Raw genomic sequence first — 23,875 nt, 5'->3', positions numbered from 1 at the left:
ATGGGGGAGAACCTGACGCGCGGACCGGACACGGTCGGAACGCGGCCGGGCGCCGCACCGCGCCCGGCCGGCCCGCCGAAGATCGTCGGGATCGTCTGGGGGCTGCTGGTCCTCAACACGCTCGGTTCCGCAGGGGCGAAGACGATCGTGCCGCTGCCCCGCTCCCTCATCCAGATGGTCACGATGGGCTCGCTGGTCGCCGCGTTCGCGCTCGCACTCGTGGCCAACCAACGGCTGCGAATCCGGCCCAGCGCCTACGTGCTCCTGCTCAGCCTGCTGCTGGTGTCGAGCGTGATCTCCAGCGCGAGCCTGGAGTCCGGGCTCGGCGCGCTGTTCCGCTGCTTCCGGCTGGCCCTCTTCATCGGCACCCTGTGGCTGCTCACCCGCTGGTGGGACGGCAGCCTGACCTTCGTCCGCTATCACATCCGGATGTACTTCGCGGTGCTCGGATCGGTGGCCGCCGGCCTGATCGTCTCCCCGGGCAAGGCCCTGCCCGGCCTCTACGGCGGACGCCTCGTCGGCGCGCTGTGGCCGCTCACCCCGCCGCAGATCGGGCAGTACGCGGCGGTGATCATCGGGCTCACCGTGCTGCTCGTCGTGGGCCGCCGCGTCGACCGGACCAGCGCCGTGCTGGTCATCGTGCCGTCCTTCGTGCTGCTCGCGCTGACCCACACCCGGACGGCCACCCTCGGCCTGTTCATCGGGCTGGCGCTGGCGATCTGCTCGCTCGTGCTGACCAGCGGGGCGGCCCGCCGGTTCTTCTCCTGGGCGGTGCTGACCGCCGTGGTGGCCGCGGTGGGGTTCGCCTCCGCGCTCCAGGCGTGGTTCCTGCGCGGACAGAGCCAGGAGAACTTCTCCAGTCTCACCGGCCGGGCCAAGGTCTGGCACGCCCTGCTGGCCGAGCCCCGGTCGACCGCGCAGCAGGTGTTCGGCGTGGGCCTGGGCGACAAGTCCTTCGGCGGCCTGCCGATCGACAACAGCTGGCTGGCCGTCTACAACGAGCAGGGTCTGATCGGCGTCACCCTCGTCGCCACGGTCATCGCCGTGCTCGGCGGCGTCGCGCTGCTGCGGCCGCCGTCGCTGGAGCGGTCCTGCGCGATCTTCCTGATCAGCTACTGCGCGATCGCCTCCTACACCGAGGCAGGACTCGGCGACGCCTCGCCGTATCTGCTCCATCTGGCCCTGGCCGCCTCGCTGTTGGCGGTCCCCGCCCAGGCCGCTCCGCTCGTGCTGCCCGAGGCCTCCCGACGACACATTCCGCGCTGGGCCCGTGGATCGGGGGTGACCTGAGCATGCACATCATCGTGGTGCACAACCGCTACGGCTCCGCACAGCCGAGCGGGGAGAACAAGGTGGTCGACCAGGAGGTGGAGCTGCTGCGCGCGGCCGGCCACCGGGTCGAGGTGTTCGAGCGGCGCAGCGACGACATCGGCGCCCGCTCCCTCCTCGGCAAGGTCGCGGTGCCGCTCCTGGTGCCGTGGAACCCGGCGGTGCGCACGGAACTCGCCGCCCTGCTGCGCGCCGAGCGGCCGGATGTGGTGCACGTCCACAACGTCTTCCCGCTCCTGTCGCCCGCGGTGCTCGCCGCCTGCGCCGACGCCGGGGTGCCCGCCGTCGCCACGCTGCACAACTACACCCAGGTCTGCCCGCCCGGCACGCTCCAGCGGGACGGCCGGCCGTGCACCGAGTGCGTCGGCTCGACACCGCTGCCCGCCGTCCGGCACGGCTGCTACCGCGGCTCCCGCCTGGCGACCGTGCCGCTCGCGGTCAGCCTGTCGGTCAACCGGCGGCGCTGGTGGTCCGGCGTGGAGCGCTTCCTCTGCATCTCGGCGGCGCAGCGTGACGTCCTGGTGCGCTCCGGCATGCCGGCCGAGCGGCTGGCGGTGAAGCACAACTTCGTGCCGGATCCGGGCAGTTGCCGAACCGGTGACGGCGAGCACGTGCTCTATCTCGGCCGGCTCGCGGAGGCCAAGGGCGTACGGCTCCTCATGACCGCGTGGGACGAACTCGCGGCGGGCGGCGGTGTCGGCGTACCGCTCATGATCGCCGGCACCGGGCCGCTGGAGCCGGAGGTGACCGCCTGGGCCGCGGGCCGGGACGACGTGCGCTACGTCGGCCTGCTGGACACGGCGGAGTGCCAGGAGGCCATCGCGCGGTCGGTCGCCGTGGTGGCGCCCTCGACGTGGCTGGAGGCGTTCGGCCTGGTGGTCGTGGAGGCGATGGCGGCCGGGGTGCCGACCGTTGCCGCGGGCCACGGCGCCTTCGTCGAACTCGTCGAGGACGGCGTCACCGGGCTGCTGCACCGGCCGGGCGAGCCCGCCTCGCTCGCGTCCTGCCTACGCCGGATCGCGGCCGAGCCGGCCCGCAACCGGGAGATGGGGCAGGCGGCCCGGCGCCGCTACGAGCAGGGATTCAGCCCGGCCGTCGGCCTGGAGCGCCTGCTGGAGGAGTACCGCACCGCGATCGCGGGGCGGTCAGCACTGGCTCGCGGCGGGGACACCCGCGCGAGCAGGGGGGATGGGGACAGCGCATGACACGATGCCGACTCTGTGGCTCGGAAGCGATGACGAGCGTCGTCGACCTGGGGGCGACACCACCGTGCGAGAGCTTTCTCGCCGCGGACCAACTTGACCTGCCGGAGCAGACGTACCCGCTGAACCTGCGGGTCTGCACCGACTGCTGGCTCGCGCAGATACCGCCGCTGATCACGCCGGAGGAGACGTTCAAGGAGTACGCGTACTTCTCCTCGTTCTCGACCTCCTGGGTGGAGCACGCGCGCACCTACGTCGACGGCGCCGTACAGCGCCTGGACCTCGGCGCCGACGCCTTCGTGGTCGAAGTCGCCAGCAACGACGGCTACTTGCTACGGCACGTGGTGGACCGGGGGATCCGCTGCCTGGGCATCGAGCCCTCGGTGAACGTCGGCGCCGCCGCGCGGGAGGCGGGTGTGCCCACGTTCACGGACTTCCTCAGCCCCGACACCGGCGCGGCCGTCCGCGCCGAGCACGGCCCTGCGAACCTGGTCGTGGCCAACAACGTGTACGCGCACATCCCCGACGTCGTCGGGTTCACCCAGGGGCTGCGCGCACTGGTCGCCGACGACGGCTGGGTCTCCATCGAGGTGCAGCACCTGCTGACCCTGATCGAGGAGAACCAGTACGACACGATCTACCACGAGCACTTCCAGTACTACACGGTCGCCTCCGCGATCAGGGCCCTCGCGAGCGGCGGACTCGCCCTCGTGGACGTCGAGTTGCTGCCCACGCACGGCGGCTCCATCCGGCTGTGGGCCCGGCCGGCCGAGGTGGCGGGGGAGCCGTCGCAGCGGGTGGCCGACGTGCTGGCCCGCGAGAAGGCCGCCGGCTTGCAGGAGCTGTCGGGGTACACCGAGTTCTCCGCCCGGGTGGCCAAGGTGCGTCGCGACCTCCTGCGGTTCCTCATCGAGGCGGCCGAGCGCGGCGAGACGGTCGTCGGCTACGGCGCCCCGGGCAAGGGCAACACCCTGCTCAACCACTGCGGCATCCGCCCCGACCTGCTCGCGTACACGGTCGACCGCAACCCGTACAAACACGGCCGGTTCACCCCCGGCACCCGCATCCCGATCCTGCCGCCCGAGCAGATCGCCGCCGACAGGCCGGACTACGTCCTCGTCCTCCCGTGGAACCTGCGGGCCGAGCTGGTCGAGCAGCTGTCGTTCGTGCACGAGTGGGGCGGCCGGCTGGTCTTCCCGATCCCCGAACTGAGCATTGTCGAGGGCGTCTTGAAGGAGGTCACCGCATGAAGGTCGTCCTGTTCTGCGGCGGTTACGGGATGCGCATGCGCAACGGAACCTCCGACGACGTGCCCAAGCCGATGGCGATGGTCGGGCCGAGACCGCTGATCTGGCACGTCATGCGCTACTACGCGCACTTCGGGCACACGGAGTTCATCCTGTGCCTCGGCTACGGCGCCCACCACATCAAGGAGTTCTTCCTCAACTACGAGGAGACCGCCTCCAACGACTTCGTCCTGCGGGGCGGCCGCACCGAGCTGCTGTCCACCGACATCGCCGACTGGACGATCACGTTCGCGCAGACCGGCATCGAGTCACCCATCGGGGAGCGGCTGCGCCGGGTGCGGCACCATCTGGACGGCGACGAGATGTTCCTCGCCAACTACGCCGACGTGCTCACCGACGCCCCGCTGCCGGAGATGATCGACAAGTTCGCCCAGCGCGACGCGGGCGCGTCGATGATGGTCGTACCGCCCCAATCCTCGTTCCACTGCGTGGAGTTGGGCGAGGACGGCCTCGTCGGGGGCATCACCGCGGTGAGCGACATGCCGCTGTGGGAGAACGGCGGCTACTTCGTGCTCCGCCAGGAGGTCTTCGACCACATACCGGAGAACGGGGACCTGGTCGCCGACGGATGTGCCCAACTGGCCAAGCGGGGGCGGCTGGTGGCGCACCAGCACCGCGGCTTCTGGAAGCCGACCGACACCGTGAAGGAGCGGGCCGCGCTCGACGAGGCCTACACCCGCGGCGACCGCCCGTGGGCCGTGTGGGAGCGGGACAGCGCGGGGGTGCGTGCGTGATCAGGCTCGGAGCCGGTCCTCTCGACCGGATCGTCGTCGTGGGCGCGCACTGCGACGACATCGCCATCGGCGCCGGCGGCACGCTGCTGACGCTGTGCCAGGCACGGCCGGGCATCCGCGTCGACGCGCTGGTGCTCTCCGGCGGCGGCAGCGAGCGCGAGCAGGAGGAGCAGGCCGCGCTCACCGCCTTCTGCCCGGGCGCCGACCTGCGGCTGACCGTGCACAAGCTGCCCGACGGCCGGCTGCCCACGCACTGGGACGAGGCCAAGGCCGCGGTCGAGGAACTGCGCGGACAGACCGAGCCGGACCTCGTACTGGCCCCGCGCACGGACGACGCGCACCAGGACCACCGAGGCCTGGCCCAGCTCATACCCACCGCGTTCCGCGACCACCTCGTCCTCGGCTACGAGATCGTCAAATGGGACGGCGATCTCGGCCGCATGACGGCGTACCAGCCGCTGTCGCCGGAGACCGCAGAACAGAAGGTGCGGCTGCTGCAGGAGCACTACCCCTCGCAGCAGCACCGGCCCTGGTACGACCGAGAGGCCTTCCTCGGCCTCGCGCGGATCCGCGGCATCGAATGCCACGAGCGATACGCCGAGGCGTTCGCCGTCACCAAACTCACGCTCAACCTGGGGGGTTGAACACCTTGCGCGTACTACTGACCGGACACCAGGGATATCTGGGCACCGTGATGGCACCCGTCCTCACCGCCGCCGGACACGAGGTCGTCGGCCTCGACTCCGGCCTGTTCGCCGACTCCGTCCTCGGCCCGCAGCCCGCCGACCCGCCCGGGGTACGGGTGGACCTGCGCGACATCACCGCCGAGCATGTGGCCGGGTTCGACGCCGTGATCCACCTGGCCGCGCTCTCCAACGACCCGCTGGGATCGCTCGCGCCGGAACTCACCTACGACATCAATCACCACGCGTCCGTACGACTGGCAAAACTGGCCCGCGACGCGGGAGTTCGACGCTTCCTGTACGCGTCGACCTGCTCCGTCTACGGCGCCTCCGGCGGCGACGACCTGGTCACCGAGGACGCCCCGCTGCGCCCGGTGACGCCGTACGCGGAGTCCAAGGTGCGGGTCGAGGACGACGTACACGCCCTGGCCGACGACGACTTCACCCCGGTGTTCATGCGCAACGCCACCGCCTTCGGCTACTCGCCCCGGCTGCGCGCCGACATCGTGCTGAACAACCTCGTGGGCCACGCGCTGCTGTCCGGCGAGGTGCTGGTCCTCTCCGACGGCACCCCCTGGCGCCCGCTGGTGCACGCCGCCGACATCGCCCGCGCCTTCACGGCCGCCCTGACCGCGCCGCGCGAGGCGGTGCACGACCGGGCGTTCAACATCGGCAGCGAGATCAACAACGTCACCGTCGCCGAGATCGCCGACCAGGTCGCCGAGGCGGTGGCCGGCGCGAAGGTCGTGATCACCGGGGAGAACGGCGCCGACCCGCGCTCGTACCGGGTGGACTTCTCCCGCTTCCGCACCGCGATCCCCGGCTTCGACTGCGAGTGGACGGTGAAGCAGGGCGCGCTCGAACTCGCCGACGCCTACCGGAAGTTCGACCTGACCAAGGAGGACTTCGAGCGCCGCTTCACCCGCCTCGCGGTGCTGCGCGCGGCGACCGACGCCGGCACCGTCGACGACACCCTGCGGTGGCGCCGATGACCGACACGGGCGAGGAGATGTACGGGCTGGTGGAGCGGCTGTACCCGCTCTGCCGGAGCATCACCGGCGACGGTGTGCGCGCCACCCTGGACATCGTCGGCGAGTACCTCCCGCTCCAGGTGCACGAGGTGCCGACCGGGACGCAGGTCCTCGACTGGACGGTGCCGCAGGAGTGGAACATCCGGGACGCGTACATCGCCGACAGCACCGGACGGCGGGTCGTCGACTTCGCCGCGTCCAGCCTGCACGTGCTCGGCTACAGCGTGCCGGTGGCGCGGACGATGCCCCTGTCCGAGCTGCGCGGGCACCTGCACACCCTGCCGGACCAGCCCAACTGGGTGCCGTACCGCACCAGTTACTACAAGCCGGACTGGGGCTTCTGCCTGGCCCAGGAGACCCTGGACGCGCTGCCCGAGGGCGACTACGAGGTTCGGATCGACTCCACGCTCGCCGACGGCCACCTCACCTACGCCGAGCACGTGGTCCCCGGACAGGTCGCCGACGAGGTGATCGTCTCCTGCCACACCTGCCACCCGTCGCTGGCCAACGACAACCTGGCCGGCATCGCGGTGGCGACGTTCCTGGCCCGCGAGCTGGCACAGCGGACGCCGTACTACACGTACCGGTTCATCTACGCGCCCGGCACCATCGGGGCGATCACCTGGCTGGCCCGCAACGCGGAGCGGATCGAGCGGGTCAAGCACGGCCTCGTGCTGGCCTGCGCCGGGGACCCGGGACAGCTGACGTACAAGCAGAGCAGGCGCGGCGACGCGGAGATCGACCGGGTGCTGCGGCACGTGCTCGCCGCGTCCGAACGACCGCACAGCGTCAACGAGTTCACCCCGTACGGCTACGACGAGCGGCAGTACTGCTCGCCCGGCTTCAACCTCGGCGTGGGCTCGCTCACCCGGACCCCGTACGCGGGCTACCCCGAGTACCACACCTCGGCGGACAACCTGGACTACGTCTCCCCGGCGGCGATGGCGGACACCCTCGCCGTCTGCCGCGAGGCGTTCGCCGTTCTCGACCGCAACCGGCGGTACCTCAACCTCAGCCCCTACGGCGAACCCCAGCTGGGCCGGCGCGGGTTGTACGACGCGCTCGGCGGGCGCAGCGACACCAAGCAGGCCCAGATGGCCATGCTCTGGGTGCTCAACCTCTCCGACGGCGAGCACAGTCTGCTCGACGTCGCCGAGCGGTCCGGGCTGCCCTTCGACACCGTCGCCGACGCGGCCGGCGCTCTGCACGAGGCCGGGCTGATCAAGACATGACGCCGATGACCGCCGACGGGGAGAAGGCGACCACACCGGCCCGGTCCGCCAAGCGCGCCCTCGTCGGCCGGCTCTCCTGGGGACTGGCCGACCAGGCGGCCTCCAGCATCAGCAACTTCGCGGTGGGCATCTACGTGGCCCGCTCGCTCGGGGTCACCGCCTTCGGCGTGTTCAGCCTCGCCTGGGTGACCTACGGCGTGGTGCTCAACGTCTCCCGCGGCCTGGCCACCGACCCGCTCGTGGTGCGCTTCAGCGGGGTGCCGGAGGCGTCCTGGCGCGGGGCGGTGGCCCGCTCGACGGGTACCGCGCTCTGCGTAGGCACGGCCCTCGGAGTGGTGTGCCTGGCCGCCGGGTTCGGTCTCGGCGGCCGGGTGGGGCCCGCGTTCGTCGCCCTCGCCGTCATGTTGCCGGGGCTGCTGCTCCAGGACGCCTGGCGGTTCTCGTTCTTCGCCGCCGGTAACGGGCGGAAGGCCTTCGTCAACGACATCGTGTGGGGCGTCGCGCTCGTCCCCGCCATGGTGGTGGCGGCCCATGTCGGCAGCGTGGCCGCCTTCGTGCTCGCCTGGGGCGCGTCCGCCACGGTGGCCGCCGGGTACGGCTGCGTCCAGTCCGGCATCCGGCCCCGGACGGCACAGGCCCGCGGGTGGCTGCGCCAGCAGCGCGATCTCGGCTACCGGTACCTGGTCGAGAACGTCAGCCTCAGCGGCGCGAGCCAGCTGCGGGCGTACGGCCTCGGCGCGATCGTCGGCGTGAGCTCGGTGGGCGCGGTGCGCGGCGCCGAACTCCTGATGGGCCCGTTCCTCGCCGTGCTGATGGGACTCTCGCTGGTCACCGTCCCCGAGGCGGCACGCGTGCTGCGGCGGGCCCCGCACCAACTGGGCAGGTTCTGCCTCTTCCTCGGCGGGGGACAGGCCGCCGGGGCGCTGCTCTGGGGCTCGGCGCTGCTGCTGATGCCGGGCCGGCTCGGCGAGCTGGCGCTCGGCGAGGTCTGGCACTCCTCCTCGCACCTCCTCGTGCAGATCACCCTCAGCGTCGCGGGAGCGGGCCTCGGCACCGGCGCGGCGGCGGGACTGCGCGCGCTCGGCGCGGCCCGGCGCAGCCTGAAGTGCCAGCTGTTCGCCTCCGCCTGCTACGTCGGCGGCGGGCTCGGCGGAGCGGCCCTCGCCGGTACGGCCGGCTCGGCCTGGGGCGTCGCCGCCGCGACCATCAGCGGCTCGGCCGTGTGGTGGCTGCAACTGCGCTCCGCCCTGCGCGAGCACCACCGCGATCCCATTCCCGAAGTGAGGACCTCATGACCGACCGACCGAGGCTGAGCATCGGCCTGCCCGTGTACAACGGCGAGGAGTACCTGGCCGAGTCGTTCGACGCCCTGCTCGGCCAGACCTACGAGGACTTCGAACTGGTCGTCTCCGACAACGCCTCGACCGACGGGACCGAGGCGATCTGCCGCAAGTACGCCGCGCAGGACTCCCGCATCCGCTACCTCCGGCTGCCCCGCAACATCGGCGCCACCCCGAACCACAACCACGTCTTCGCCGAGTCCCGCGGCGAGCTGTTCAAGTGGGCCTCGCACGACGACCTCTACGGCCGCGACCTGCTGACGCGCTGCATAGAAGCGCTGGACGAGCGGCCGGACGTCATCCTCGCCCACACCGACCAGGCGGTCATCGACGGCGACGGCCAGGTGACGGTGCCCTACGAGTACACGCTCGCCACCGGCTCCCCGCACGCGCCGGAGCGCTTCCGCAGCCTGCTGTTCGAGCCGGGCGGCGACGACTTCTACGGGGTGATCCGGGCCGACATGCTCCGCCGGGTGAAGCCGATGGACAGCTACCACCACGCGGACCGCACCTTCGTCGCCGAGATCACCCTGCACGGACGCTTCCACCAGGTGCCGGAACTGCTCTACTTCCGCCGCGACCACCCCACCCGCGCCGAACGCGCGAACCCCTCCAAGCGCGCCCGCTGCGTCAACCTGGACCCGCGCCGGGCAGGCGCGCTGCACCCGACGCCCCGTCTCCTCGCCGAGTACGTCTGGGGCTTCGCGTCCGCGATCCGACGGGCACCGCTGTCCCCGGCCGACCGGCGCGCCTGCTACCGCCACCTGGCCTCCTGGATGACCAGCCGGGTCCGGCCCGGCGCCGGCGAGCGCGTCGAGGACCGCGCCCCGGTCGACCCGGCCCAGCTCACGGTCTCCGTCGACGCCCTCGTCGCCGGTCGCGAGGGGAGGCACGCATGACGCCTGCGGCCTCAACTCCCGTGCGCGTAGGGGTGTTCGGCCTGCTCGGCTCCGGCAACCTCGGCAACGACGGGTCGCTCCAGGCCGTCCTCGGCTACCTCCGCGCCGACCACCCGGACGCGGTAGTGGACGCCCTGTGCGGCGGACCCGAGGCGGTGACGGCCCGGTTCGGGATCCCCGCCACCCGGCTGCACTGGAACCGCGCCGAGTACCGGACCGCGTCCCGCGCGGGCTCGATCGCGTCGAAGGGCCTGGGCAAGTTCGTCGACATCTTCCGCACCGCCGCCTGGGTGCGGAAGCACGACGTGGTGATCGTGCCGGGCATGGGCGTCCTGGAAGCCACCCTGCCCCTACGGCCGTGGGGCTTCCCGTACTCGCTGTTCCTGCTCTGCGCGAGCGGCCGGCTGACGCGCACCCGGGTCGCGCTCGTCAGCGTCGGCGCCGCAGAGATCCGCAACCGGCCCACCCGGGCCCTGGTCCGCTGGTCGGGGCGGCTGGCCGCGTACCGGTCGTACCGGGATGCCCAGTCCCGGGACGCGATGCGGGCGATGGGCGTGGACACCGCGTGCGACGAGGTCTACCCGGACCTCGCGTTCTCCCTCCCTGCGCCGCGCACGAGTACGCCCTCGGGCCCGCCCGGCACGGTCTGCGTCGGCGTCATGGACTTCCACGGCGGCAACGACGACCGCGCCCGCGCCGACGAGATATACGCGCGCTACCTCGACGGGACGATCCGGTTCGTCCGCACGCTGGCCGAGGAGGGCAGGCCGGTCCGGCTGCTCACCGGGGACACGTGCGACGCGACGGTGGTCGCCGCGATCCTCGACGTGGTGGACTCGCCCCTGGTCACCGCCGCCGAACCGGCCTCCCTGGACGACCTGATGAACGAGATGGCGGCCGCCGACACCGTGGTCGCGGTCCGCTATCACAACCTGATCTGCGCGCTGAAGACCGGCGCACCGGTGCTCGCCCTCAGCTACGCGGCGAAGAGCGACGCGCTCATGGAGCGGATGGGGCTGGGGGCCTACTGCCACCCGGCGCGCGAGGTCGACGCCGACCGGTTGCTGGAGCAATTCCGGGCGCTGGAGAAGCGATCGCCCGAGCTGCGGCAGACCCTCGCCGAGCGGAACCAGGCCGCCGCCCGCCAACTGGCGGACCAGTTCAGCTCGTTGACCGCGGCGGTGTTCCCCGCGACCGGCCACACCCACGCCCACGCCCGGCAGGAGTCTCCATGAAAGCGACCGAAGTCCCGGAGATCGCCGGTGCGTTCCTCTTCGAGCCGACGCCGTACGCCGACGAACGCGGCTTCTTCTGCCGCACCTTCGACGCCGACGTGGTCCGCTCGGTGGGCCTGGACCCGGACGCCTTCGTCCAGGACAGCGTGTCCCGCTCGGTCCGGGGCGTGGTGCGCGGCCTGCACCTGCGATCGGGCGCCGGCGAGGCCAAGTTGGTGCGGTGTTCGTACGGCCGGATCTTCGATGTCGTCGTGGACCTGCGGCCGGATTCTCCGACCTACCGCCATTGGACTTCCTTTGAACTCACAGGAGAAACACAACCAACTCTTTACATTCCGGCGGGATGCGCGCACGGTTTTCAAGCACTGACCGACACCGCCGACACCTCGTACCGGATCGACCGCCCGCACGATCCGGCCGAGGACGTGACCATCGCCTTCGACGACCCGGAGCTCGCCATTCCCTGGCCGCTGCCGGCTGCACTGATGTCCCAACGGGACCGGGAGGCGCCGAGCCTCGCCGAGGTCCTGAAGCACAGAGAAAGCTGAGGTCCCCGTGGACACCGAAGTGCTTGACCTGCCCCTGTCGCGGACAGCCAACGAGCGGCTGCACGCCATGATCCCCGGGGGCGCTCACACCTACGCCAAGGGCGACGACCAGTACCCCGAGAACCTGGCCCCCGTCATCAGCCACGGCAACGGTGCCCACGTGTGGGACGTCGACGGCAACCGCTACATCGAGTACGGCTCCGGCCTGCGGTCGGTCAGCCTCGGGCACGCCCACCCCCGCGTGCTCGAGGCCGTACGGCGGGAACTCGACCGCGGCAGCAACTTCGTCCGGCCGTCCATCGTCGAGGTCGCGGCCGCGGAGCGCTTCCTGGCCACGGTGCCGACCGCCGAGATGGTGAAGTTCGCGAAGAACGGCTCCGACGCCACAACCGCCGCCGTGCGCCTGGCCCGCGCCGCCACCGGACGCCCGCGGGTGGCCCTCTGCGGCGACCATCCGTTCTTCTCCGTCGACGACTGGTTCATCGGCACCACCCCGATGTCCGCCGGAATCCCGGCGGCGACCAACGAACTCACCGTCGCGTTCCCCTACGGCGACCTCGCCGCCACGGAACAGCTGCTCACCCGGTACCAGGACGAGATCGCCTGCCTGATCCTCGAACCCGCCACCCACGCCGAACCGCCGCCCGGGTACCTCGCCGGCCTGCGCGACCTGGCCGACCGGCACGGCTGCGTCCTGGTCTTCGACGAGATGATCACCGGGTTCCGCTGGTCCGAGGCGGGCGCTCAGGGCCTGTACGGCGTCGTCCCCGACCTCTCCACGTTCGGCAAGGCGCTGGGCAACGGATTCGCCGTCTCCGCGCTGGCCGGGCGCCGCGATCTGATGGAGCGGGGCGGACTGCGGCACTCCGGCGACCGGGTGTTCCTGCTCTCCACCACGCACGGCGCGGAAACGCACTCCCTGGCGGCCGCGATGGCCGTGCAGACCATCTACACCGAGGAGGGCATCACCGCGCGCCTGCACGCCCTCGGCGAGCGGTTGGCCGCCGGTGTCCGCGAGGTCGCGGCCGGCATGGGCGTCGGCGACCACCTCGTCGTCCGGGGCAGGGCCAGCAACCTGGTCTTCGCCACCCTCGACGAGAACCTGCGGCCGTCGCAGCAGTACCGCACCCTGTTCCTGCGCCGGCTCCTCGCGGGCGGCGTGCTGGCCCCCTCCTTCGTGGTGAGCAGCGCACTCGACGACGCGGACATCGACCGTACCGTCGACGTCGTGGCCGAGGCATGTGCCGTGTACCGGAAGGCACTTGACGCCGCCGACCCCACCCCCTGGCTGGCCGGACGACCCGTGCAGCCCGTGTTCCGCCGCACGGCGTGACGTGACGTCAGCGGTGGTCTCGCCGACCGGGCTCGGACATCCGGTCGGCGATCCGGTCGACCAGCCACGCGGTCGCCGGAATCACCGCCAGCGCGGTGCACCAGCCGCCGAGGACGTCGGTCGGATAGTGCGCGCCGAGGGCGACCTCGGCCCAGCCCATGGCGGCGCCGGCGGCCAGCGCCGAGGTGAGCACGAGTGACGTACCGGCCGTCCTGCCGAGGCCGAGCCGGTCCGTCGCGAACAGCGCCGCCATGAGGGCGAGCGCGGTGGCGAAGGCGGTGTGCCCACTCGGGTAGGACAGGTTGCCGGGGCCGTGGATGGTCCGTCCCACCAGATGCTTGATGAGCGTGGTCGCCCCCACGGTCGTGCCGACGCCGGCCACGACCAGCACCGCCGCGCGGGGACGCCGGAGCAGCAGACAGACCACCACCCCGGCCACGATCAGCATCGCCGAGCCCGCGGGTTCCCCCAGGAAGTCCAGGGCCAGGGCGACATCGCGCCACGGCGGACGCACACTGTCCGCCGTCGGCGGGACGATCCAGCGGTCCACCGTGCCGGGTTCGCTGTGCCCGGAGTACAGGATCCCGAGCGTGACGACCACCAGCGAGGCGAGGACCGCGACCAGCCCGAGCCACGGGCGCGGCGACGGGGGCAGCACCGACGGCGCCGGCCGACCGGGCACACGTTCACCGCGACCGGCCGACCCGAGGGTGGTGACCTTGTTCCTCTGCCGCCCGCCGTGATCCAACCCGAGCCCCCGTCGTGTCCGGTTCACTCCGCTCCTGGGCTGTACGCCGCGGCGCGAGCCGTCAGCACCCTAGCCGACCGCCGCCGGACGCGCCTCAGCGTGCGGTGAGCTTCCACAGGTGGTCGGCGGTGCCGTTGTCGGACCACTGCAGGACCTGGGCACCGGAGGCGGTGCTCATCTGGTCGACGCCGAGCAGGAGCCCGCTGTTGTAGTTGGCGATCTTGGCGTAGCCGTCGCGGGCCGGAACGACCTGCCAGAGGTGGTCGGCGGTGCCGTTGTCGCCCCAGATGAGGGCCGTACCGCCGTTACTGGTGCCCGCGTTGGTGATGCCGAGGAGCAGGCCGCTCTTCTGGTTGACGATCTTGTAGAGGCCCTGGCCCGCGGGGACGAGGGTCCAGTTCTGGTCGGTGCCCGTGGTGGACGCGGCCTGGACGACCGAAGTGCCTTGCGCGGTGGCCGCGTTGAGGGTGTCCAGGGCGAGGCCGCTGTTCTTGTTGGTGATCTGGTAGCGCCCGGCCAGGGACGTCGAGGTGCCGCTGGGGGTGATCGTCAGGTGGTAGCCGTCGGCGGCGTTCATCGTGACCGGCACGGTGATGGAGCCGTTCGAGACGGCGTAGTCCGCGTCGGAGACGGTGATCGGGCCCGGGGAGGCGGTGGTGCGGCCCGTGTCGGGGCTGTACTCCAGCTTCACGTGAACGGTGCTGCCGTAGGCCGACAGGGAGGAGAGCCCGTTGACCGTGACGGCGCAGGAGCCCGTGCAGCCGCCGGCGACGACGCTGATCTGGTTCCGCGCGCTGTTGAGGGAGGCGAGACCGTCGATGCCGGTCTGGGCGGGCGGGGTGGTGGTGAGCATGGTCCCGGACATGTCGCCGTACCACTTGTACGTCCAGTAGGAGCCGTTGGGCGAGCCGCCGGTGTCGGTCAGGGTGTCGCCGAGGGTGCCGTAGTGGTTCCAGAAGGCCAGCTCGGCGTCGCGGACGCCCGCGCGCTCGAACTTGGCCGCGTAGCCGATGAGCGCGCCCGAGTCGCCCATCTCGGTGGGCGTGCCGTACTCCTCGATGGCGATCGGACGCGGGCTGATGCCGAGGCTGCTCTCCAGCGAGCGGTAGGCCGCGACATGGGCGGCGATGCCCGAGCTGCCCTGGAGTTCGTGCCAGGCGATGACGTCCGGGACCGTGCCGCTCGCCTTGGCGTCGGTGAGGAAGGTGGTCATCCAGGACTGGTTCCACACCGAGTGACTCGGGCCCTGGATCGGGGTGGTGGCGTCCTTGGCGCGGACCTCCTTGAACGTACGGGCCCAACCGGCGTCGAAGGCGCCCGCGTTGGCGGTGTCCCAGGTCCAGTCCGGCTCGTTCCAGAGTTCGTACGCGGCGATGTTGGTGGCACCGGAGGCCTTCACCGAGGCGACCTGCTGGTCGACCGCCGCGAGCCAGTTGCTCCAACTCACCCACTGGTAGGGGAAGTTCGGGTACCAGTCCGGCATCCGTACGACGACCTTCGCCCCCGCGGCCGCGGCCTTCGGGGCGACGACCAGGGCGTCACCCGCGGGTGCCGGCTCCCCGTTGGGGAGTTGGCTGCCGCCGGGCGCCATCTGGACGAACGTGTTGGGCTTCAGGGCCTGGACGAGGCTGTCGCCGGGGGTGCTCGCGTTGGCGAGGCCGTAGAGGCTGCCCGTGGCGACGTGGGTGACGGAGCGCAGGTTCTGCGCGGCGTTGACGACCAAGGTGGTGGTCGACGTGGGGACGGCCTGGGCGGGCACGCCCGTCAGGGCGACGGCGGTGGCGGCGAGGGCGGTGGCCGTCACGGCGGCGCCGAGGCGGCCGAGGGGCGCTCTGGAACGGTGATGGCGGCTCAGGTATGACATCAGCGGCTCTCCTGAGGAAGGGAGGGGGACTTGCCAAGCGCGGTGCGGGAGTTGCGATGCGGTGCGGAGGCGGCTCGGGGAGGCGGCGGCGGACCGCGGCCCCGCCCTGCCGGTGGGCGCGGGGCGGCCGGCACCGTGGATCAGTCCTTGACCGCGCCGGCGGTCACGCCCGCGGCGACGTAGCGCTGGGCGAGGACCAGGAGGACGGCGGCCGGGATCGACGCGACGACGGCGGTGGCCATGATCGCGTTCCATTCCTGGTTGTTGTTGCCGATGTACTTGTAGATGCCGAGGGTGATCGGTCGCCAAGTGCCGCCGCCGTCCAGGGTGTTGGCGAAGACGAAGTCGGACCAGGCCCACAGGAAGCTGAACAGCGAGACCGTGACGATCGCGTTGCGGCTCACCGGGAGCACCACGGACACGAAGGTGCGCCAGGTGCCGGCGCCGTCGATACGGGCCGCGGAGATGAGTTCGCCGGGGATGCCCGACATGAAGGCGGTGAAGATCATCACGCCGAACGGCACGGCGATGGTGGAGTCCGCGACGATCAGCCCCCACCAGGAGTTGAGCAGGCCGAGGTCGAGGAAGATGCCGTAGAAGCCCATCGCCATGACGATGCCCGGGATCATCTGGGCGACCAGCAGGGCGAGTCCGAGGGTTCCGCCGCCCAGCGGGCGGAGTTTGGCCAGGGCGAAGCCGGCCGGGGCCGCGAGGACGAGGGTCAGGGCGACCGTGCCCAGGCCGATGAGGAGGCTGGTGCCGAGGTAGGGCAACTGGTCGTCCAGGACGGCCCGGTAGCCCTCGAAGGTGGGGTGCAGGGGCAGCAGATCGGGCGGGGTCTTCCGCATGTCCTGCTGCGGGGTGAGGGACACGTTGATCATCCAGTACACCGGGAACAGCATCAGGGCGGTCAGCAGGACGCCGATGACGGTGTAACGGCGCTTTCCCGTACGGGACTTCACGCTTCCTGCCTCCTCTGGACGCGGATGTAGAGCAGGCCGAAGACGAGCGCGATGAGGATGAGGATGTCGCCGACGGCGGCGCCGGGGCCGAACTTCGGCAGCAGCGTGCCGAAGCCGAGCTGGTACGACCAGGTGGCGAGCGTGGACGACGCGTCGCCCGGACCGCCCTTGGTCATGATCCAGATCAGGTCGAACACCTTGAGCGTGTAGACCAGTCCGAGGAGCAGGGTGATCGCCGACACCGGGCGCAGCAGCGGGAAGGTGATCCGCCGGAACTGCTGCCAGGCCCCGGCCCCGTCCAGGGCCGCGGCCTCGTACAGCTCCCCGGGGATGTTCTGCAGCCCGCTGTAGAGGATGACGAGGTTGAACGGGATGCCGATCCAGATGTTCGCGATGACCACCGAAGTCAGCGCCCAGTCGGGCGAGTTGAGCCAGTCCACCGGGGACACGCCCACCAGGTGCAGGGCGTAGTCGATGACACCGGACTCGCTGTTGAACATCCACGCCCAGGTCGACGCCGACACGATCAGCGGCAGCAGCCAGGGGATCAGGAACAGGGCGCGCAGGGTCGCGGCCAGCCGGAAGTGCCGGTTGAAGAAGACCGCGAGGGCGAGCCCGGCCACGTACTGGAACGCGATCGACGCGAAGGTGAAGACCAGGGTGTGGCGCATCGCCGGGCCGAACGTGGGGTCGTCCAGGACGGTCCGGAAGTTGTCGAGGCCGGAGAAGGGCGCGTCCCCCTGCACGAACGACCGCACGGTGTAGTCGCGCAGGCTCAGGTCGAGGTTGCGGTAGAGCGGATAGAGGTAGAAGGCGGCGAGGTAGCCGACCAGCGGCGCGACGAAGGCCAGCGCGACGAGCCGGCTCCTACGACGCTGTCGGCGCCGCGGGTCCGACGCGTCCGTCCGTTGTCCGGTGCCGGTCGCCCCGGACCTGGCCGGGGACCGCTGCGAGCGGCGGTCGACGCGGGCGATGGTCATGGGTACTCCTGGATGCGGGTGGCGTGTCCGGACGGACGCGATGGGGACGCGGTTTCCGGAGGGGTTCGGAGGCCCGGGGTGTCAGCCCTTGCCCGCGGCCGTCTGAGCGGCGTCGAGGGCCGCCTGCGGGCTCTTGCCGCCCGACAGGGCGTTCTGCACGGCGGTCCACAACGGCTGGGAGATCGTCGGGTACTTGGTGCCCAGGCCGCCGCTGGTGCGGCCGCGCGCCGCGGCCACCGCGCCCACCCACGGCTTCAACTCCGGGTTCTGCTTCACCTGTTGGGCCTGCACCTGGGCGGTGGGCGCCACGTAGGTGAGGGTCGTGTCGGTGGTCAGCAGGTTCGCTGAGTTCGTCAGACAGGTGACGATCTTCTTGCTGACGTCGTAGCGGGAGGTGTCCTTCTGCACCGGCACGGTGACGAACTCGCCGCCGGTCGGCACCGGCGCCGAACCGCCGTTCTGCCCGGGGATGTTGATGACGCCGTACGGGAAGCCGGCCTTGTCGGCGTTGCCGAGCTGCCAGGTGCCGTTCTCGCTGAACGCGTAGTCGCCGGTGGCGAACTCCTGCCAGCTGGTGGTCTGGGTGTTCTGCAGGACGTCCTTCGGCGCGTATCCGCCGTCGACCCACTGCTTCCACAGCGTCAACGCGGCCGTTCCCTCAGGGGAGTTGAGCTTGGTGAGATCGCCGCCCGCGCCCCAGAACCAGGGCAGGAACTGGAAGCTGCCCTCCTCCGTGTTGATCGCGGAGAACGTGATGCCCTTCTTGCCCGCGGACTTGACCTTCTTCAGCGCCGCCGTGAGGGAGGCCCAGTCCTTGACGGACGCCGGGTCGACGTGGGCCGCGGTAAGGATCTTCTTGTTGTAGTAGAGCGCGAGGGTGTTGGCGCCGATCGGCACCCCGTAGGACGCGTTGTCGATGACGCCCGCGCCGAGGATGTTCTTCTGGATCGACGACGTGTCGAGGCCGAGGTCGCTGGTCTTGTTGAGGATCCCCGCCTCCACCAGCGTGGAGACGACCGGGTTGTCCACCAGCATCACGTCGGGCGCGTTGCCCTGCTGGGCGGCGAGCAGCGCCTTGTTGCCCAGGTCCGTGGTGTCCATGCTGGTGCGCTTGACCTTGACCCCGGCGGCGGTGCCGCACTTGGTGACGAGCCTGCCCCACGCCGAGGAGGCGTCGAACTGCGGGTACGGATCCCAGAAGTTGTACGTCCCGCCGGCCTTCCCAGAACCGGAGGCGGAGGAGTCGGAACCGCCCCCGCAGGCGGCGACGGAGGTGAGCGCGCCGACGGCGGCTATGGCGGTGAGGAGGGTGCGGCGGGTGTTTCTCACGGTGACCTCGTTGTCTTGGTGCGGCTCGTAGGAGGGGGCAGGTGGTGCGGGGTCAGGAGGTGGGCAGCCAGACGCGCATGGCGCCGTCCTGGCGGTTGGCCCAGGCGTAGTAGGGGATCGCGGTCAGCTCGACCAGGTCGCCGGTCGGTGCGGCGCCGGGTGCGGGGGACCGGTACGGCCACCAACTCCCGTCGTCCGCAAGGCGCCTGCGGTACCCGGCCGCGACGACGGTGGTGACCCCGCCGAGCAGATCCGGGCGGTGCTTCACGGCCAGCGGGCGGGTGGCGTCGAGGACGATGTCGTCCAGACCGCCGCCGGGGACGTCCACCTGCTCCAGGCAGTACACGAGCGGCCCGCGCTCGATCGCCGCACAGCCGCGCACGGCGTCCACCCGCGGGTCGGCGGCGGTCAGCCGGGGTTCGAGCACCAGCTCCAGGACGACCGAGTCGCCCCGCGCCCAGGTCCGTTCGAGGCGCAGCCACCCGTCCTCGACTGGTGCGTCCGTCTGGGCGTACGACAACTCCCCGACGCGCACCCGGAATTCGCGGCACCACTGCGGGACGCGCAGGGACAGGGTCCACGGCCGGTCGGGGGTGTCCTCGACGGTGAGGGCGACCGTGCCGTGCCAGGGATAGTCGGTCTCGGTGCGGACGGACATCCCGCCGTAGGAGTAGCGGCCGGTGGTGAACTGGTGGATCTGCAGGCCCTGTTCGTCGCCGGACGCGAGGTAGTGCTCCAGCGAGGCCAGCAGCCGCATCACGTTCGGCGGGCAGCAGGCGCAGCGGAACCAGCGGGTGCGGCGGGCCGACTGGTCGCCGCCCGGGTCGGTGTGGCCGTCGCGGACCTGGAGCGGGTTGACGTACAGCCAGCTCTCGCCGTCGAGCGACACCCCGGCCAGGAAACCGTTGTACAGGGTGCGTTCGATCAGGTCGGAGTAGCGGGCCTCGCCGGTGAGCAGGGCCATCCGCCAGCTCCACTGGACGGACGCGATGGCGGCGCAAGTCTCGCAGTAGGCGCGCTCGTTGGGGAGTTCGTACGGGTCGCCGAAGTCCTCCTCGTCGTGGTGCGCGCCGAGGCCGCCGGTGAGGTGGGTCTTGGTGGTGGTCATCGCCCGCCACAACCGCTCGCCCGCCGCCCGGAGTTCGGCGTCCCCGGTCTCGGTCGCCAGATCGGCGGCGGCCGCGAGCAGGTACAACTGCCGTACGGCGTGGCCTTCCACGGTGTCCGCCTCGCGCAGCGGCACCCGGTCCTGGCAGTACGCCTCGCCGCCCAGCAGGCCGTGGCCGAACCGGTCGACGAAGTAGCCGGCCAGATCGAGGTAGCGGCGCTCGCCGGTCTCCCGGTACAGCTCCACCAGGGCGGTCTCGACCTCGGGGTGGCCGTCGATGCCGTCGATCTCCTTGCCGCTGCCGGGCAGGCCGAACACGGAGTCGATGTGGTCGGCGAACCCGCGCGCCACGTCCAGGAGTTGGGGCCGGCCGGTGGCACGGTGGTGGGCGACGGCCGCCTGGATGAGATGGCCCGCGCAGTACAGCTCGTGGCCCCAGCGCAGGTCCTTGTACCGCTCGCCGCCCTTGAGCAGCTGGAACCAGGTGTTCAGATAGCCGTCGGGCTGCTGCGCGCCGGCGACCAGGGCGACGATCCGGTCGACCTCCGACTCCAGGTCGGGGTCGGGGTGTTGGGCGAGCTGCCAGGAGGCGGCCTCCAGCCACTTGTAGACATCCGTGTCCACGAACGGGTACGCGCCCCGGAACTCGCCCTCGACCGCGCCCGCCGCCAGCCGCAGGTTGTGCAGGTTCCCCGCCGACTCCAGCAGCTCGGGGCCCTGCGGGAGTGAGACACGCGCGTTCACCTCGCGGCGGGTGCTCCAGAAGCCGGCGCGCACCTCGGCCGCGGCGGGCGCGAGTGCCGCCTTGGCACCCGGGCCGAGGCGGACCGGGCCGGTGGACGCGCCCGCCTGTTCGGACGGGGCCGGGGCCGAGGAGGGCAGCGCGGTGGAACGTGGGCGGGGCATGGCACTCCGGAGAGGTAGGTGGGAAGCGGGTCGGGGACGCGAGGCGCGTCAGGGCGTCCCTGAGGCCGGACGGGCGTTGCTCCGTCTCTCGAACCCGTTTAGGAAAACGTTTTTCTGCCGGGAAAGGTAGGAACGGGACCGAGGGTGCGTCAAGGGGTCCGTCCAAACATTTTCCTAGTCCGGTGAGGGCTGGCCAGGCGGCGTGAACGGTGTCAGGATGCAACTGCCGATGTCGTCAGGGAAAAGGATTGCGCGTGACCGCCGTTCCAAGTCTTCCGCCCACCGGGCGGGCGAAGCTGGCCGACGTGGCCAAGCTGGCCGGTGTCAGTGTCGGGACGGCCTCCAAGGCGCTGAACGGCAGCGGGAACATGCGCCCGGAGACCCGGCAGCGGGTCCTGGACGCCGTCGAAGAACTCGACTTCCGCCCCAATCAGCAGGCGCAGAGCCTGCACACCGGCCGCAGCTGGACCGTCGGGCTGATGACGACGGACGGCATCGGCCGCTTCAGCACGCCCGTCCTCCTCGGCGCCGAGGACGCGCTCGGCGCCGGAAAGATCTCCGTCCTGCTGTGCGACACCCGCGGCGACGCCATCCGCGAGCAGCACCACCTGCGCAACCTCATGGACCGCCGGGTGGACGGCATCATCGTGACCGGCCGCAGGACGGACCCGCGTCCGCCGCTGAACGGCATCGAACCGATCCCGACGGTCTACGCGCTCTCGCCGTCCACCGACCCGGACGACATCTCCGTCGTGTCCGACGACCGGAGCGGAGCCAAGCTGGCCATCGAGCATCTGCTCGGCACCGGCCGCACCCGGATCGCGCACATCACAGGGCCGGCTCACCACGCGGCCGCCCGCGACCGCGCCCACCACACCCTCGAACTCCTCAAGCACTCCGCCCTGGAACTCGCCACCGGCCGGGTCCACTTCGGGGAGTGGAGCGAGGCATGGGGTCGCCGCGCCGCCGAAGCGGTGCTGCGTACGGCACCGGACACGGACGCCTTCTTCTGCGGCAACGACCAGATCGCCAGAGGTGTCGCCGACGCGCTGCGCGAGAACGGCCTGGACGTGCCCGGCAGGGTGTCGATCGTGGGCTACGACAACTGGGACGTCATGGCCCTGGCCTCCCGCCCGCCCCTCACCACGATCGACACGGCCCTCTCCGAGATCGGCCGACAGGCCGCCCTCCTGCTCCTGGACGCCATCAACTCCGAGCCGGCGCCCGGCCTGCACAGCGTTCCCTGCCGGCTGGTCGTGCGCGAATCCACCTGAGTCTTCGGGTGAGTTGGGGAATCGAGCACGCTATGACCGCGGCTACGATCCGGGCGGCGCGCGTGAAGAGCTCCGGACGTCAGCCTGACCGTGCGACAGCCGCAGGTGCCCCTCGCCCCGGGCGCGGGACCGCGGTCGTCAGGGGGGGGCGAGGGGCAGGCGCGCTACGCGGTGGCCGCCGCCGTGGAACGCCTCGACCAGGGCCCTACGGAGTCGGCTTCCGGGGACCAGTGACGGGAGCGCGGAAGGGCATGCCCTCACCGCTCTCCCGTCATGAGGCACCGGCGAACCCTCAGCCGCCACTCACACCTGCGGCCTACGCCCCTTCTCCTGCCGGGGGAAGGCCTGGTCCGCGCCGGGCAAGGTGGGGGCCGGCAGGGTCGCCACCTCCTCCTTCGCCTTCGCCAGCTGTTCCGCGGTGTCCTGCGGCAGCCTCGGTGGGCGCGTGCGGGTGTCGCGGAAGCGGAACGCGGAGGTGAGGTCGCCGAAGGTGTCCCGGCGCCAGTCGCTGATGTTCGGCTCCTCCACCCCCGTCCAGCGCTCCAGGAACTGGAGGACCGAGGTGTGGTCGAAGGTCTCCGTGGCCACCCAACCCCCCACCGTCCAGGGCGAGATGAGAATCGCCGGGACACGGAACCCGGCACCGACCGGCAGCCCGCCGACGTACTCGTTCGCCGTGCCCGCGGGCGCGGTCGGTGGCACGACGTGGTCGAACAGGCCGTCGTTCTCGTCGTAGTTGAGGATGAAGGCCGTCTTCTTCCACAACTTCGGGTTCGAGGCGACCGCTTCGATCTTCGACGCGACCCAGTCCGCGCCCGCCGCCGGGAGATAGTCCGGGTGCTCGGACGTCAGGCTCGTCGGGATGATCCAGGACACCGCGGGGAGACGGTCGTTGCGGGCGTCGTCCTCGAACGTGCCCGCGGGCATGGGGCGTACGGCGCGCTCGTACAGGTCCGAGCCCGGCTGGGACTCCGCGAACGCCTGGAACTGCACGAGGACGTTGCAGCCGAACGCGTCGTCCTCCTCGTGGTACGACTTCCAGCTGATGCCGGCGTTCTGGAGGCGCTCCGCGTAGGTCGTCCAGCGGAACGGCGTCGGCGGCACCGTGTTGCTGGTGACAGGGCCGCCCCGCGTACCGCCCGGGTCGATGGTGCCCGTCATCCACATCATCCGGTTGGGCCAGGTCGGGCCGAGCACCGAGCAGTGGTAGGCGTCGCAGATGGTGAAGGCGTCGGCGAGGGCGAACTGGAAGGGGATGTCCCGGCGGTCGTAATAGCCCATCACATAGGGGCCGTTGACGCCGTCGGCGGTGCGGTGGGCCGGCAGCCAGTTGTCCATCTTGCCGTTGTTCCAGGCGGAGTGCTGCACGTCCCAGGCGTGGCTGGTGGACGGGATGGCCTGTGCGCTGGAGGTGTGGGTGTCGAGGTGGAAGGGGAGCAGATACCCCTTCGGGTTCACCGCGTCCGGCTGGTAGAACACGGACCTGCCGGAGTCGAGCCTGAGCGCGTCCGGGTCGGCGAAGCCGCGCACACCGGACAGCGTGCCGAAGTAGTGGTCGAACGACCGGTTCTCCTGCATCAGCAGGACGACGTGCTCGATGTCGTCGAGCGAACCCTTCACCGGCCCGGCCGCGACGGCCTGTTGGATGCTCGGCGGGAGGACGGAGAACGCCGCGGCACCGCCCAGCGCGCCCGCGGCGGAACCGAGGAGTCTACGGCGCGTTAACTCGGCCATGATTGCCCCTTCTTGAGTCTGCGTCAGTTCGCGGCGGGAAATTTTCTGTGCCACCTCTGTGCGTCACGCCACGGCAGCGAGCCGTGACGGTCTCGGT

General features: G+C 71.2%; 20 protein-coding genes. 13 read left to right on the top strand and 7 right to left on the bottom strand.

Translation table 11 applies throughout. The annotated features are described in order from the left end of the window. From OO69_RS26680 to OO69_RS26625, 12 genes are read left to right on the top strand one after another with little or no spacing between them, the layout of a single operon-like run. Entirely contained in the window at positions 1-1,290 is a 1,290-nt protein-coding gene (locus OO69_RS26680) for a hypothetical protein (protein ID WP_051801211.1), read from the top strand. 2 nt (positions 1,291-1,292) lie between these two features. Beyond that, the gene (locus OO69_RS26675; protein ID WP_033283319.1) at positions 1,293-2,534 is read left to right on the top strand and encodes a glycosyltransferase; all 1,242 of its coding nucleotides are present in this window, start codon (positions 1,293-1,295) and stop codon (positions 2,532-2,534) included. Continuing rightward, positions 2,531-3,781, top strand: coding sequence for a class I SAM-dependent methyltransferase (locus tag OO69_RS26670; RefSeq protein WP_033283318.1), 1,251 nt, complete (start codon positions 2,531-2,533; stop codon positions 3,779-3,781). The genes OO69_RS26675 and OO69_RS26670 overlap by 4 nt, the downstream gene beginning before the upstream one ends. Beyond that, the gene (locus OO69_RS26665; RefSeq protein ID WP_033283317.1) at positions 3,778-4,572 is read left to right on the top strand and encodes a sugar phosphate nucleotidyltransferase; all 795 of its coding nucleotides are present in this window, start codon (positions 3,778-3,780) and stop codon (positions 4,570-4,572) included. Before OO69_RS26670 ends, OO69_RS26665 begins: the two co-directional genes overlap by 4 nt. Continuing rightward, positions 4,569-5,216: a PIG-L deacetylase family protein gene (locus OO69_RS26660; RefSeq protein ID WP_033283316.1), complete on the top strand. Its 648-nt coding sequence runs from the start codon at positions 4,569-4,571 to the stop codon at positions 5,214-5,216. The genes OO69_RS26665 and OO69_RS26660 overlap by 4 nt, the downstream gene beginning before the upstream one ends. A gap of 5 nt (positions 5,217-5,221) precedes the next feature. Beyond that, positions 5,222-6,247: an NAD-dependent epimerase/dehydratase family protein gene (locus OO69_RS26655; RefSeq protein ID WP_033283315.1), complete on the top strand. Its 1,026-nt coding sequence runs from the start codon at positions 5,222-5,224 to the stop codon at positions 6,245-6,247. Continuing rightward, positions 6,235-7,518: a DUF4910 domain-containing protein gene (locus OO69_RS26650; protein WP_033283314.1), complete on the top strand. Its 1,284-nt coding sequence runs from the start codon at positions 6,235-6,237 to the stop codon at positions 7,516-7,518. The genes OO69_RS26655 and OO69_RS26650 overlap by 13 nt, the downstream gene beginning before the upstream one ends. Beyond that, entirely contained in the window at positions 7,515-8,813 is a 1,299-nt protein-coding gene (locus tag OO69_RS26645) for a membrane protein (RefSeq protein ID WP_033283313.1), read from the top strand. Before OO69_RS26650 ends, OO69_RS26645 begins: the two co-directional genes overlap by 4 nt. Beyond that, on the top strand, positions 8,810-9,757 hold the full coding sequence (locus OO69_RS26640; RefSeq protein ID WP_033283312.1) for a glycosyltransferase family 2 protein: 948 nt from the start codon (positions 8,810-8,812) through the stop codon (positions 9,755-9,757). The genes OO69_RS26645 and OO69_RS26640 overlap by 4 nt, the downstream gene beginning before the upstream one ends. Beyond that, positions 9,754-10,992 carry a polysaccharide pyruvyl transferase family protein gene (locus OO69_RS26635; protein WP_033283311.1) on the top strand — a complete coding sequence of 413 codons (1,239 nt, stop codon included), beginning with the start codon at positions 9,754-9,756 and terminating at the stop codon, positions 10,990-10,992. The genes OO69_RS26640 and OO69_RS26635 overlap by 4 nt, the downstream gene beginning before the upstream one ends. Then, positions 10,989-11,540, top strand: coding sequence for a dTDP-4-dehydrorhamnose 3,5-epimerase (gene rfbC, locus OO69_RS26630; protein ID WP_033283310.1), 552 nt, complete (start codon positions 10,989-10,991; stop codon positions 11,538-11,540). Before OO69_RS26635 ends, rfbC begins: the two co-directional genes overlap by 4 nt. A 7-nt stretch (positions 11,541-11,547) precedes the next feature. Further along, on the top strand, positions 11,548-12,873 hold the full coding sequence (locus tag OO69_RS26625) for a glutamate-1-semialdehyde 2,1-aminomutase (RefSeq protein ID WP_033283309.1): 1,326 nt from the start codon (positions 11,548-11,550) through the stop codon (positions 12,871-12,873). Between the two features lie 7 nt (positions 12,874-12,880). On the opposite strand, the gene OO69_RS26620 is transcribed toward OO69_RS26625, so the two are convergent. The 6 genes from OO69_RS26620 to OO69_RS26595 all read right to left on the bottom strand — a co-directional run bounded on the left by OO69_RS26620 (position 12,881) and on the right by OO69_RS26595 (position 20,770). After that, positions 12,881-13,555 (bottom strand): phosphatase PAP2 family protein, encoded by a 675-nt coding sequence (locus tag OO69_RS26620; protein WP_033283364.1) that lies wholly within the window; start codon positions 13,553-13,555, stop codon positions 12,881-12,883. Between the two features lie 160 nt (positions 13,556-13,715). Then, entirely contained in the window at positions 13,716-15,485 is a 1,770-nt protein-coding gene (locus tag OO69_RS26615; protein ID WP_033283308.1) for an RICIN domain-containing protein, read from the bottom strand. Positions 15,486-15,625: 140 nt separating this feature from the next. After that, complete coding sequence (locus OO69_RS26610) at positions 15,626-16,447, bottom strand: carbohydrate ABC transporter permease (RefSeq protein ID WP_033283307.1); 822 nt, start codon at positions 16,445-16,447, stop codon at positions 15,626-15,628. Beyond that, positions 16,444-17,427 (bottom strand): carbohydrate ABC transporter permease, encoded by a 984-nt coding sequence (locus OO69_RS26605; protein WP_033283306.1) that lies wholly within the window; start codon positions 17,425-17,427, stop codon positions 16,444-16,446. Before OO69_RS26605 ends, OO69_RS26610 begins: the two co-directional genes overlap by 4 nt. An 81-nt stretch (positions 17,428-17,508) precedes the next feature. Further along, positions 17,509-18,756: a sugar ABC transporter substrate-binding protein gene (locus OO69_RS26600; RefSeq protein ID WP_033283305.1), complete on the bottom strand. Its 1,248-nt coding sequence runs from the start codon at positions 18,754-18,756 to the stop codon at positions 17,509-17,511. Between the two features lie 52 nt (positions 18,757-18,808). Beyond that, on the bottom strand, positions 18,809-20,770 hold the full coding sequence (locus OO69_RS26595; protein ID WP_033283304.1) for a glycoside hydrolase family 127 protein: 1,962 nt from the start codon (positions 20,768-20,770) through the stop codon (positions 18,809-18,811). A 254-nt stretch (positions 20,771-21,024) separates the two neighbouring features. On the opposite strand from OO69_RS26595, the gene OO69_RS26590 reads away from it, so the two are divergent. After that, a complete protein-coding gene (locus OO69_RS26590; RefSeq protein ID WP_051801210.1) occupies positions 21,025-22,044 on the top strand; it encodes a LacI family DNA-binding transcriptional regulator in 1,020 nt (339 codons plus the stop codon). Between the two features lie 303 nt (positions 22,045-22,347). Here the strand turns inward: OO69_RS26590 and OO69_RS26585 are convergent, their stop codons facing one another. Beyond that, on the bottom strand, positions 22,348-23,778 hold the full coding sequence (locus OO69_RS26585; protein ID WP_033283303.1) for an alkaline phosphatase family protein: 1,431 nt from the start codon (positions 23,776-23,778) through the stop codon (positions 22,348-22,350). Positions 23,779-23,875 lie beyond the last annotated feature (97 nt).

It is taken from the genome of Streptomyces sp. NRRL F-525 (assembly GCF_000716605.1).
Lineage (GTDB): Bacteria > Actinomycetota > Actinomycetes > Streptomycetales > Streptomycetaceae > Streptomyces.
Note: the sequence above shows the minus strand (reverse complement) of the source record. Positions and strands in the feature narration are given on the sequence as shown.

Bases quoted from the DNA above. Each gene is read 5' to 3' on its own strand.
- OO69_RS26680 (WP_051801211.1), top strand. From the start codon at position 1: ATGGGGGAGAACCTGACGCGCGGACCGGACACGGTCGGAACGCGGCCG.
- OO69_RS26675 (WP_033283319.1), top strand. From the start codon at position 1,293: ATGCACATCATCGTGGTGCACAACCGCTACGGCTCCGCACAGCCGAGC.
- OO69_RS26670 (WP_033283318.1), top strand. From the start codon at position 2,531: ATGACACGATGCCGACTCTGTGGCTCGGAAGCGATGACGAGCGTCGTC.
- OO69_RS26665 (WP_033283317.1), top strand. From the start codon at position 3,778: ATGAAGGTCGTCCTGTTCTGCGGCGGTTACGGGATGCGCATGCGCAAC.
- OO69_RS26645 (WP_033283313.1), top strand. From the start codon at position 7,515: ATGACGCCGATGACCGCCGACGGGGAGAAGGCGACCACACCGGCCCGG.
- OO69_RS26640 (WP_033283312.1), top strand. From the start codon at position 8,810: ATGACCGACCGACCGAGGCTGAGCATCGGCCTGCCCGTGTACAACGGC.
- OO69_RS26635 (WP_033283311.1), top strand. From the start codon at position 9,754: ATGACGCCTGCGGCCTCAACTCCCGTGCGCGTAGGGGTGTTCGGCCTG.
- rfbC (WP_033283310.1), top strand. From the start codon at position 10,989: ATGAAAGCGACCGAAGTCCCGGAGATCGCCGGTGCGTTCCTCTTCGAG.
- OO69_RS26615 (WP_033283308.1), bottom strand. From the start codon at position 15,485: ATGTCATACCTGAGCCGCCATCACCGTTCCAGAGCGCCCCTCGGCCGC.
- OO69_RS26605 (WP_033283306.1), bottom strand. From the start codon at position 17,427: ATGACCATCGCCCGCGTCGACCGCCGCTCGCAGCGGTCCCCGGCCAGG.
- OO69_RS26595 (WP_033283304.1), bottom strand. From the start codon at position 20,770: ATGCCCCGCCCACGTTCCACCGCGCTGCCCTCCTCGGCCCCGGCCCCG.
- OO69_RS26585 (WP_033283303.1), bottom strand. From the start codon at position 23,778: ATGGCCGAGTTAACGCGCCGTAGACTCCTCGGTTCCGCCGCGGGCGCG.